6 protein-coding genes are annotated in these 11,921 nt (G+C 45.7%); 2 read left to right on the top strand and 4 right to left on the bottom strand.

The window, feature by feature from the left end; translation table 11 throughout:
* Positions 1-333 precede the first annotated feature (333 nt).
* The 4 genes from QJS82_RS04645 to QJS82_RS04630 all read right to left on the bottom strand — a co-directional run bounded on the left by QJS82_RS04645 (position 334) and on the right by QJS82_RS04630 (position 8,847).
* A protein-coding gene (locus QJS82_RS04645) for an IS3 family transposase (protein WP_438656510.1) occupies positions 334-1,889 on the bottom strand; the annotation gives its coding sequence in 2 pieces (ribosomal slippage) (positions 334-1,400 and positions 1,400-1,889; 1,557 coding nt in all).
* Positions 1,890-2,003: 114 nt separating this feature from the next.
* Positions 2,004-6,275 (bottom strand): YadA-like family protein, encoded by a 4,272-nt coding sequence (locus QJS82_RS04640; RefSeq protein WP_281491384.1) that lies wholly within the window; start codon positions 6,273-6,275, stop codon positions 2,004-2,006.
* Between the two features lie 311 nt (positions 6,276-6,586).
* Positions 6,587-8,131 carry a sensor histidine kinase gene (locus QJS82_RS04635; protein WP_281491383.1) on the bottom strand — a complete coding sequence of 515 codons (1,545 nt, stop codon included), beginning with the start codon at positions 8,129-8,131 and terminating at the stop codon, positions 6,587-6,589.
* A 14-nt stretch (positions 8,132-8,145) separates the two neighbouring features.
* A complete protein-coding gene (locus QJS82_RS04630; protein WP_281491382.1) occupies positions 8,146-8,847 on the bottom strand; it encodes a response regulator in 702 nt (233 codons plus the stop codon).
* A gap of 300 nt (positions 8,848-9,147) precedes the next feature.
* Here QJS82_RS04630 and QJS82_RS04625 point away from each other — a divergent pair, with 300 nt between their 5' ends.
* Positions 9,148-9,687, top strand: coding sequence for a Spy/CpxP family protein refolding chaperone (locus QJS82_RS04625; RefSeq protein ID WP_281491381.1), 540 nt, complete (start codon positions 9,148-9,150; stop codon positions 9,685-9,687).
* A 266-nt stretch (positions 9,688-9,953) separates the two neighbouring features.
* Positions 9,954-11,918 carry a gamma-glutamyltransferase gene (gene ggt / locus QJS82_RS04620; protein ID WP_281491380.1) on the top strand — a complete coding sequence of 655 codons (1,965 nt, stop codon included), beginning with the start codon at positions 9,954-9,956 and terminating at the stop codon, positions 11,916-11,918.
* The last annotated feature ends 3 nt before the right edge of the window (positions 11,919-11,921 follow it).

Genomic DNA, 11,921 nt, shown 5'->3' with positions numbered 1-11,921 from the left:
ATAGTCAGTGAAAAGTAATATCGATACATCTCGCGCTGCTGATATCAATTTTTCTTGCTTGCTGTGCCTGCGCAGACAGAGGCTACAAAAAATTGATATCAGCAATACCGTAGCGTTTTTAGGGTATTTTGACTATAGTTCACAACGTTAGTTTTTATTGATTTAATTCAACATCCTACATTTTATTAGTGTCCTATACTTTATAGGATAATTTCCATCCATAAAAAAGCAAGGCATCTGATGCCTTGCTTTTTTTGTTTTACCTGTTTTACTTTACCTAGTGATTCAATGACTATCGGAGTTTTTCAAGGTAGTTGTCACCATCAAGCTAAATTAAGCGGCTTGTAATCTTTGCTGTTGTTGCTCTTTTACAGGATTTAGCGTTGTTGGCCCTACAGGCTCGCAGTTCCTCACCTCCTGAGTTCCCCAGCGTATCGGGTTTTCATCTTTAGCGCGCTGCATCGTGAGCAGACGCTTCGCCAGTACTTCCTTATCCTCACCCGTATGGCGCTGATTGGGCGTCACAAAGTTCAGCTGACTGTGCTTATGCTCATTGTTGTACCAGCGCGTGAAGCTCAGCATCCATCGTCTTGCCGCATCTAAGCTCTTAAAGCCATCGATAGGCCAATTAGGGCGATACTTGCAGGTTTTAAATAGCGACTCTGCAAAAGGATTATCATTACTGACCCGCGGTCTGCTGTATGACGTGAGTACCCCAAGCTCATACGCTTTCATGCGCATGGTTTGAGCTTTCATCGGTGCCCCATTGTCTGAGTGTAGCACCACCCCAGTGTGCAATGCATTCTCACTGATTAAAGTACGCTCAAGCAGCTGAGCTGCCAGTACACCTGACTCGTGGTCATAAACCTCCCAGCCAACAATTTTACGGCTATAGACATCCTCTATCATGTACAAATAATAGAACTGACCCCGTACCGGACTTGGCAGATAGGTGATATCCCAGCAGAACACTTGGCAAGGGCCAGTGGCAGTAAAGGTCTTTGGGGCGCTTGAGGCTTTAGGGGCAAGTGCACGACCGCGGTGAGCCAATTGCTCATGCTGCCTCAGCACCCGATAAAAGGTAGACTCTGAGCCATGATATATCCCCTCATCAAGCAGGGTCGGTACAATTTGGGTGGGCGGCAGACTGGCAAAGCGGGGCTGATTGCACACGGCTAGGATGGCGGCTTGTTCAGAGGCGCTCAGTTTATTCTTAGGAGCTTGGCGCACGGCGTCACACCGTTTATCACCATTCACGTGACCTGCGCGGTACCAGCGCCGATAGGTGCGGATGCTAATGCCAACTTCAATACAGGCAAGGTTAAGTCTGGCTCCTGAGTGATTGGCCTCTTGTATCCAGTCTATGTATTGCTTGCGCTTAGGGAGCAAGGTCAGTCGTCATCAAACTCCTCCCAAAACGCTTCCAACTTTTTTCGCAATACCAGTAAGGCGGCAGTTTCAGCTAAAGCCTTTTCTTTTCGAGCAAGCTCTCGGGTGAGTTGTTTGATCTGTTTGCGATCGCTCTGCTGCTGACGCTTGTCTTTCAGGCTTTGTTGTTTGCTGCTGCTAAAGCCTTGTAAGGCGTCAGTACGCCACGCTTTGATTTGCTCAACATATAGGCCTTTGCTGCGGCAGTATTCGCTAAGTTCACTCTCGCTTAGGGTGGCCGTCTCTATAATGGTGGCAAGCTTGGTTTCGCTTGACCAGTCATCAGGGGTTTTATGGTTCGTTGGCATGGGGTGACCTTGTTCTCTAGCTTGGGCACGCCAATTATACAGGGTCTGTAATCCGATGCCTTCACTTCTTGAAACCTCGGCAACACTTAGGCTCAGCGGGGGTAGCAGTTTGCTGAGTATAGCCTGTTTACGTTCTTCGCTATATCGTGGCATGATGTGTCCTCATTGTCCCCTTTGGAATTATTATTTAGGGGTGACAACTATCCTGCCATAGGGGGCTATTTAACTTGGTTCAGCTTAATTTAGCTAAACTATCGGGCTAGCCAATTAATCAAAGTGGAAGCCTGCGCCGATTGCAGCACCTACGTTCCCTTGGGTGTCCGCTGTACCATTCAGCTTCATCACCCAACGTCCATCATTAGACATTTTCGAGAAGCCAATCGCAACGGCACTTTCACCATTATAGGTTGCGATACCGCCGCCTATCATGGGTTTACCGCTGATGAACGCTTGTGGCAATGAAGACATGGCCATCGCTGCTGAGATACCCGCGTTGGCGTCATCTTCGACTTCGCCAATTTTGTAGCCAAGCTCATTGATGCTGTTACCCAAACCTCTGCTAACAGCGTCTAATTGCCCGAAGTTCACAGCGTCTCTAGGTGCCATGCCATCCGCAATATTTGTCACCTTAGTACCAGCGGCATTGATACCGGCAGCCGTCATACTAGGCGCCGTTTCGGCATTACCTGCATAGATGCCAGCGGCTGTCATACTTGGGCCATTTTTAATAGTAACACCACTATTATTAACCGTCGTATTGCCAGTCGTCACGCTCTCTACGTTGATATTACCGTTCAGGTCAAACTTGATGCTACTGCCTTCAGCGGTGGTCTTAATGTTATTACCGCCTTTGAAGCTGAGTACGCTACCATCACCGATTGGTTTATTGATGACGGCACCGCTGTCGGCTCCAAAGTTGAGACCAGCATCGATTTTATCCTTGTTGGCTTTGATGTTGCTGGTATTGGTAGTGATATTCGCAGTATTCGTTACGATATCAGCTGTGTTTTTGGTGATGTTGGTGGTATTGGTTGCGATGTTTGTCGTATTCGTCGCAATGTTTGTAGTGTTGGTTTGAATGTTTTCAGTCATGACAACCTCGCCACGCTTGATAGAAGCAATCGCACCATCAATACTACCTTCGCCAGTACCACCGATGTTGTTATTGGTAAAGGTGCCAGTTGCAGGATCATAAGTCGTGTTACCCCCTATAATACTGCTGATACCCATACCTTGAGCATAGAGCTGACCACCGTTGATAGCGTCTTTGCTATTGGCAGCAACCTCACCACTCACAACGTTTGTAATCTTAGTGTCAGCAGCGTTAATGCCAGCTTTTTTGACACTAGGACCACCTACGATACTTAGACCTTCGTTGTTTAAGGTGCTATTACCAGTTTTGACACTATCTACCGCAATATCTCTATTTAAATCAAAGGTCATATCATTTGGATCAACAGCTCGGGCCGCTCGACCAACACTGCTAGCAGCGGCCGTTCTAGAGATTTTGATATTACCATCTCTGCTATTTAGATCAAAGGCACTTCCTTGCTTCACCATAGTAGCTTTATCACCTTGTGCACTTAAAGCCCTATCTCTGTCTAATGCAAAGGTTGTTGCCTTTAACTGTCCAACAGTAGCAGCGTCAGTAAACTCAATACCTGCCGCGACGTTTGTGATTCTGTTGAAACCATTGTTTAGACCACCAGCACCTAGAATAACGGTTCTACCTGGCTCATTACCTACAAAGGTGAAGCCGGTGTTATTCATGATGCTATTACCCATTTGCATACGACCCTCGTCGCCTAAGTTCAACTGGTTATTCAGTTTAACTTGGACACCAGTTGCCGAAGCGATGGTAGTGATATTATTATCACCCGTCACATTGATGGTATCTCCTAAGGCAAACTGTTGATCATTGGCGCTATTGCCATCACCAATTTTAATACCTTTGGCAACGTCTTCGTTAGTCTTAAACAACTGACTACCGTTAACTGCATCCTTACTAGTAGTGCTCAACAATCCATCAGCAACATTAGTGATTTTGTTGTTGCCATTGTTAAGCCCATTATTAGTAAGTACTACTTGACCATTATCACCACGATACAATGTAATACCAGCATTATTAACTTGCGTATCTCCAGTAGTGACGCTACCAGTTTTACCAAGATTAATATCTTTAGCCAATCTGACAGTTAGAGTGTCAGCACCATTAGCAGTGACACTGATATTTTTCGTTGCTGGGTCAGCATTGATAGTATCGCCGCCTTTAACCATGAGCTTTTGACCAAGCTTAAGATTAACTGGGTCACCGCTATCGCCACCAAAGTTTAAGCCTAGATCAGTAAGATCCGTTGTCAATTCATCCAACTGATCACGGTTCACCGCATCAGTACCAGCAATACCTTTTCCAAGGTTGGTGATTCTGTTGGTAGGATAGCTGTTAGCGTCAACAGGACCCATATCAATACCCGTTCTGCTAATGATGGGACCACCATTATTGATCATAATGCTGTCAAGATCTGTTAGGTTCTTAGCCATCACGAGGTTCAGCTTGCTACCGTCACTGTCAACACGTAGGTTTGCACCTGATGCATCAGCAGAGTCAGCTAACGTACCTTCGATGTTCAACGTTTGATTCAGCTTCTTAGCAATGGTATCGCCGGTGTGACCCTCGAACTTCATGCCATCTTCCATGGTGGCAACTTGGATATCGTCAATGACGATACGTGTAATGCCGTCAACACCGTTAACACCGGGTACACCATCAATAACACCGATGATACCTGATGCACCAGTAGGACCTGTTAGACCGATTGTGCCATTAGCACCATTGAGAGCAATACCAGATTGACCGTCAGCGCCATTCACACCGATGAAGCCATCTACACCATCTTCACCGTCTTGACCTGATCCACCAACACTGAGATTGTCGCCTAATGCAAAGTTGATTTCATTATCTGCCACTGTAGTGACGATACTGCCATCTGCACTGGTATATTTGACCGTCTCACCAAGTTTGACTTTGTCTTTAGTTTCACCAGGGGCTAATGAAGCGTTGTCGGCCGTGATGTCAAAGCCTAGATCAATGACACTTGAGATACCACCTTTTAATTGAGCTACGTTCACCGCATCACTGTCGAAACTACCCGCTGCAACATTGATGATCTGACGAGTTCCTTTTTCACCACCAGGACCTACTGACACCGCACCTAGCTCAGCTCTACCTATAGTGCTATTAATAGCAGTAAGCGCATTTCCTGTAGCGCCGCCTGTGTAAGCAGCAAACCCACCAGCACGATTAGCCACTGACCCTGCACCTAGTGCTACTGAGCCATTTTGGCTTGCTGAAGAGCCCATGCCAAAGGCAGAAGAGGCGTCACCTGATGAGCTTGAACGGACGCCGACAGCGGTAGAGAGATTGCCTTTAGAATGCGCTTTGACACCAATGGCAACAGAGGCCGCACCACCAGATTCAGTGTGATCACTATAATCACCTACCGTAACAAGACCGCCTATGCTGCCTGTATAAGTATTGAATAGTGCATTAACCCCATTCACCTTTGAGGCGTCATCTAAATCATCGCCACCAATGGCGATAGAGGATGCACCTGATGAGACAACGTTTGCACCAATGGCAATAGACTGCTCACCACTAGCTGTAGTATTCTGACCACTATCTCCGCTACCAATGGCGATGGCTTGTCCACCAGTCGCTGAGGCATTGACACCCATGGCCATGGCATTTGGTTTGGTTGCGCCATCGTTATTAACGTTACTGCCTGGACCCGTAGCTGCAGCAGCCGAAGTATTTTTAACACTATAATACTTGGTTTTGTTGGCTGCGACTGCATTGTTTAGATCACCGATGTTTGCTGCATTAGAGTCGTTACCAACACCACTTGCGACGCCAGTAATCTTATTACCAGCAACATCAACACGCGCTTTAGTGAATGTCGGTCCGCCTGTGATGGCTAAACCAGAAGTATTGAGTAGACTATTACCCGTCGTCACACTGGTCAAACCGGTTAAGTTCTCAGCTAACTGAATATGTAAGCTATCACCACTACCAAACACACCTATATTGTTTGTAGTTAGATCTCCACTTGCACCACCTAAAATATTAAGTGTCTGACCATTAGTGCGTGTAATCGTTGTAGAATTATCGCCCTCAAAGTTTAGACTTATTGAGCTCCCAGAATTACCAGGGCCATTAGGGTTATTATGACTATTATTGCCATTGGTATGAGTATGGGTGCCATGACTTCCATGACTATGGCTATAAGTACCGTCATGGTGATTCGAAGTACCATTATTAGCACTTGCTGGAATAGAAAAACCAGCAGCTAACAACCCTAACCCCAGCCCTATAGCGGTGAGTCGAAAAGCATTTGTAGATGAAAGATTGGATGTGGTATTGATAGTAGCGTTTGCGCTCACGCTAGATTTTGACGACTTACCACGCGCTTTGGCGTACTCAGAAACTGCCATAAAGCAGTTTAAAGACGCATTCCATATCACTTTATAATTCCGATTCATGGTATGTACTCCCTTACAGACTTATTAGATTTGAGAAATCAAAGTTAAAATCCATTTTTAGAGAGTTGATATGACAAAATAAAACGGGTTATATACTCATAGGGTAAAAGCTATATTTGGGGATTGTTACTCGTGTCAACACTTAACAAACAGTACGTCTTGTTTTGTAAAATCATTATTACTCTCTGTATATTATTATTAACGAATATACAGAGAGTAATAATGCCGCTCGTCGGGGATTTAATACCGCTTACCCACTATATTCGTAAAAGTGAATATATGTTAAGTAAATACGTTATTATTTAGGTTTTTTATTTCGCAGGCAGCGTTATTTTTATTACTAACCCCATTTTGCCGTCTTGACGATTATAAGCCGTGATTTGACCTTTATGGGCGATGACGACCGCATGAACGATGGCCAAGCCCAATCCATAGCCGCCCGTTTCCCTGTGGCGCGCACTATCAAGGCGTACAAAAGGCTGAAAAATACGTTCTACCTCTTTTTCCGCTACCCCGCCACCCTCATCTGTGATGCTAATTTGAATAGCATCTCTTTTATTATCTAACGGTGTTTTTGTGACTTCAGCCGTGACAGTTGAGCCTGCAGGAGTGTGCATAAAAGCATTACGAATGATGTTTTCAAGGGCGCTATGCAACTGTTCTTGATTGCCAAGCACAGTCACAGACGCATCAGATGATGAAGATAATAAAGCATCGGGCGGCGTCCATTGCCAGTGCACGTTTTTATGCTGAAACTCAAAACAGACGTCTTTACCAATCTCAGTGATGATTTCAACTATATCTACGGCATGATTTTCCAAATTATCGATGGTATATTGCTGCATTTGTAACGATTGAATATGAATGATTTGCTCAATCAGCTCATTCATACGTGCCGATTCCTTATCGATACGGTCAAGGTAACGGCTGGCATCGGGCGCAAAGTCACGCGTCAGCTCAGTAGCCACATCAAGGCGCGCCAGTGGCGAACGCAGCTCATGCGAGATATCACTTAACATCTGCTTGCGCGCAAGCTCACTCTCCGCCAATCGGGTTGATAATTGGGCCACATCTTTTGCCAATAGTCCTAGCTCATCAGAGCCTAATTCTGATAAATGGGGATTGACTTGGTAATCGCCATCAATCATACGGTGCACGGTATGTTGCACCTGACCGATGCGCCGAGTCAGCGTACGACTGAGCCAAAAGCAGACCAAAGTACTAAAGAGAATAATCAGCAGTAAACGCACGGTAAAATTACCGCGTTGCAGCGCCAAGACATCAGCAAAACGCAAATGCGGGCGCAGTTGTATAATGGCCGTTTGCCCGTCCGGCAAATCTACGGTTAAATCTGCCAATTCTGGGCGATTATTAGGGTCAAAAATCACTTCTCTATTGGGCATCGCTGGATGCAGGATTTCATTAATGAAAGAAGGCTTTTCATAGGTGCTGTCATTTTTATCATTATGCGCTCTACGATTCTCAGACATAGCATGCGATGGTAGGTCACGCTCCACTTCCTGACCGTTTGTTTGACGCTCTTCCCTATAACGATACCGCGGAAAAATAATAGCGCCCTGCTCATCATAAATCCTGATTTGACTCATCAATCGACGGTCTTGCCGGTACAGCTGCCTGACGGCCAATAAATCACCCGCTTGTAGCGCCGCAACCACTTCTTGCCGCTTGAGTAAAAGACTGTCAATTTGCACGTCCATCCGAGCGCTTAACTCTTTGCCATTGAGCCAACGTTCTACCATGACAGAGATGATAGAGGTGATAAGCACTGTCAATAACAGGCTGAGAAATAGCCGCCAAAATAGCGTAATTCTTGGCTTAAATGTAGAAGTAGGCATCGATGCGTCCGTCATTACAGTACCAACTGATAGCCTTTACCACGAATTGCCTTGATAGACTCATCGTGAAAAGGCTGAAGTTTTTTACGCAGGCGTGATACATGCACATCAAGGCTGCGATCAAACGGTTGCAATTCACGCTGTAAGACATTTTGTGACAACCATGCTTTGCTCACCACCTCGCCTTTTTGCTTGAGGAGGGCCAATAATAAATCAAACTCTGTACCAGTGACTTGTAGCTCAATGCCATCTATTTGACAGATACGCTGATTTTGGTCCAAATGCAGGCGACTCTCTGGCAAAGGGGTATGTTCTGAGGTGGCTGCACCCGATGCGGTAATACGGCTGCGTTTAATCACCGCGTTAATACGTGCCAGCAGCTCACGTGGGTTACAAGGCTTAGTAATATAGTCATCCGCGCCAAGCTCCAGCCCAATAATACGATCAATCTCCTCACCTTTTGCCGTCAACATAATGACGGGAATATCGCTAATCGCTGGCAGCTGACGCAGGACACTGAGCCCATCTATCTTTGGCATCATAATATCGAGCACCAATAAATCATAAGATGCACTATCATGCATCGCTACTTTTAAGCGTTCGATGACCGCCTCGCCATCATGAACACAGTCACTTTGGATGCCATGATTATGCAAATACTCTTGCAGCAGTTGGGTCAACTCTTCATCATCGTCACCCAATAAAATGTTTGGCATCGTTATCCTCCACTCTTATCTACCTTCTCGCCGCTCAGTCAAATGATTCTAAGCATGCCATAGTATGGCTGATATTATCAGGCAAGCGCCCATCAATGCGCCACAAACGTTACCTTTCTTAATATTTCATAAATGTTCGCAACTTCTAGCTGTCGTATGATAGTCGCTATCAGCAACAAATACTGATGGCAAATGATGATTCATAGTGGCTATCCGGGACACTTGATAATCATTACTTCTCAGATAAAAAACCTCTTTTCGTAATAATTAACGTTTGCACCATAATTTAAGGTAATGATAATGAAAAAATTATTGATAGGCTCAGTACTCGCGATATCTAGCGTCTTAACGGTTACGGGCTGTACCAGTGTCAACGCAACCACCGATACGACGTCAGCAACGCCAACAACGACTAGCATGCAAAAGCAGCATAGAGCTGGCATGAAAGACGGCATGCATAAAGGTGGCATGAGAGGCCCTATGTCGCAGTTGGATTTGACAACGACGCAGCAGGCACAAATCAAAGCTATTATGCAAGAAAAATATAGTGGCAACAAAAAAGATCGTAGCAAATATCAAGCTGAACGCGCGCAAATGCAACAACAAATGCAAGCGTTGACCAATGCCAAAACCTTAGATGCCGCAGCAGTTAACCGCCTAGCCGATCAACAAGCGGCAAAGACCAAGCAGCGCTTTATTGAACGCGTACAAACTGAGCATGCTATCTCGCAAGTCCTGACCCCTGAACAACGTCAAAAAATGGCACAATTAAAATCAGAAAGAAAAGCAAAAGGTCATCATGGTTCAAAAAACCGTCAAATGCATAACCAAGCACAGTAAGATATAAGCCATGGAATTAAAAAGCATTAATTAGATAAAGTAAGAACATTTAAAAAAGCGCATCGGTTAGCCGGTGCGCTTTTTTTTGGCTCTTTTTTTATCTCTCAAATTTACAAAGCTTAACTACCTTATAACGGGCTTCTTTATCTGAAAACAAAAATAGTAAAGCCCTTTCTACTACTGGCAATATTCGTTACTATTTAACCTTATTGATTCACCTCTCTTTTTAGCTCAATTTTTTTCACCCTCGTAAAAAGGACTTTGCGATGTCAACTTTGTTTTCTCATTCTCATAGCACCCAAACGCTCACCCATAAAAAATTAAAATCTGCTGCGCTGATTATCACTAGCACGCTATTGCTAACGGTCTCTGCTCACGCCGCAGAAACCAAACCTACGACCGCAAAAAATACCGTCAATCCAACCTCGATTAACACCAATGCGATTAATTTAGCGATTATGGCTGATAATCCGACTGTATTGTCCGAAACTCAGCGCGTTACAAAATCGAAATCCTCTGCCCTAGCGCCCAAGACCGCCACAGGCACAGCCGTCGTTAGTGGCAAGACAACCAAAACCGACCAAGCTATCTATTCTGAAGACGCCATTCATCACCCTGTTTGGGCAAAAAACGGCATGGTCGCCACCCAAGAAGCGCTTGCCTCTGATATCGGCTTAAAGATTTTAAAAGATGGCGGTAATGCCGTTGATGCCGCTGTCGCCGTTGGCTTTGCGTTAGCCGTGACGTTGCCGCGTGCGGGCAATATCGGTGGTGGCGGATTTATGATGATTTATGATGCTAAGCAAGGCAAAACGGTGGCGCTCGATTATCGCGAAAAAGCGCCCAGTAGCGCCGCGCGTGATATGTATCTTGATAGCGATGGCAATGCCGTTAGTGATTTATCCCGTTATCATGGCTTGGCGGTTGGCGTGCCGGGCACCGTAGCAGGCTTACTAAAAGCATTGGAAGATCATGGCACCATGAGCCGCGGGCAAGTCATGGCACCAGCGATTGCACTGGCTGAAGATGGCATAACCGTCACCGCTGGGTTGTCCGAATCGCTAGAAGCGTTAAGTGACCGTTTACAAAAATGGCCAAGTACCAAAAAGATATTTTTTAAACCAGACGGCAGTGCCTATCAGCCGGGTGAGCGTTTAAAACAGCCAGAGCTGGCAAAGTCCCTTAAACTGATTGCGGCAAAAGGCAATGATGGTTTTTATAAAGGCGAAACCGCGCGTAAATTGGTCAAAGCCGTCAATGAAGCAGGCGGTAATATGAGCTTGCAAGACTTAGCCAATTATCAAGCCATTGCTCGCGTGCCAGTCAAAGGGGATTATCGTGGTTATGAGATTGTCTCCATGCCGCCGCCGTCCTCTGGTGGCATTCATATCGTGCAGATTTTAAATATCTTAGAAGGTTATCCGCTAAAAGACTACGGTCAAAACAGCGCGCAAACCATTCATTTGATGAGCGAGGCCATGCAATTGGCTTATGCCGATCGCGCAGAATATTTAGGAGATGCTGACTTTATTGACGTGCCTGCCAGCGGTTTAACCTCGCAGCCTTATGCCGATAAACTACGTACGTTGATCAATCCCAATAAAGCCACGCCAGCGGCAACCATCAAGGCTAATAACCCCTTACCGTACGAGAGCGATCAAACCACACACTTCTCTATCGTCGATAAAGATGGCAATGCCGTAGCCAATACTTATACGCTGAATTTTTCTTATGGCACTGGGCTTGTCGCTGAAGGTACAGGCATCCTACTCAATAACGAGATGGATGATTTTTCTGCGAAACCCGGCGTGCCCAATGGTTATGGCTTAATCGGCGGCGATGCCAATGCGGTCGAGGCCAATAAACGCCCGTTGTCTTCGATGAGCCCAACGCTGGTATTTAAAGACAGCAAACCTTATATCGTTACCGGCAGCCCGGGTGGTAGCCGCATTATCACCACGGTCACGCAAGTCATCTCAAACGTAATTGACCACGATATGAATATCGCTGAAGCCACACACGCGCCGCGTATCCATGACCAGTGGCTACCCGATGAGATTCGTATCGAAAAAGCCCTAAATATCGATACGATTAAAAAGCTCGAGTCAATGGGACATAAGGTCAATCCACAAGCAGCCATGGGCTCAACCCAGTCGATTATGATTACCCCAAATGGTGTTTACGGCTCATCCGACCCGCGTATTGTTGATGCCGCGGTGGTAGGTTATTGATTT

It is taken from the genome of Psychrobacter maritimus, from assembly GCF_029953575.1.
GTDB lineage: Bacteria > Pseudomonadota > Gammaproteobacteria > Pseudomonadales > Moraxellaceae > Psychrobacter > Psychrobacter maritimus.
This window is presented reverse-complemented; position numbering and strand designations above follow the sequence as displayed.

Bases quoted from the DNA above. Each gene is read 5' to 3' on its own strand.
- QJS82_RS04625 (WP_281491381.1), top strand. From the start codon at position 9,148: ATGAAAAAATTATTGATAGGCTCAGTACTCGCGATATCTAGCGTCTTA.
- QJS82_RS04635 (WP_281491383.1), bottom strand. From the start codon at position 8,131: ATGCCTACTTCTACATTTAAGCCAAGAATTACGCTATTTTGGCGGCTA.
- QJS82_RS04640 (WP_281491384.1), bottom strand. From the start codon at position 6,275: ATGAATCGGAATTATAAAGTGATATGGAATGCGTCTTTAAACTGCTTT.
- ggt (WP_281491380.1), top strand. From the start codon at position 9,954: ATGTCAACTTTGTTTTCTCATTCTCATAGCACCCAAACGCTCACCCAT.
- QJS82_RS04630 (WP_281491382.1), bottom strand. From the start codon at position 8,847: ATGCCAAACATTTTATTGGGTGACGATGATGAAGAGTTGACCCAACTG.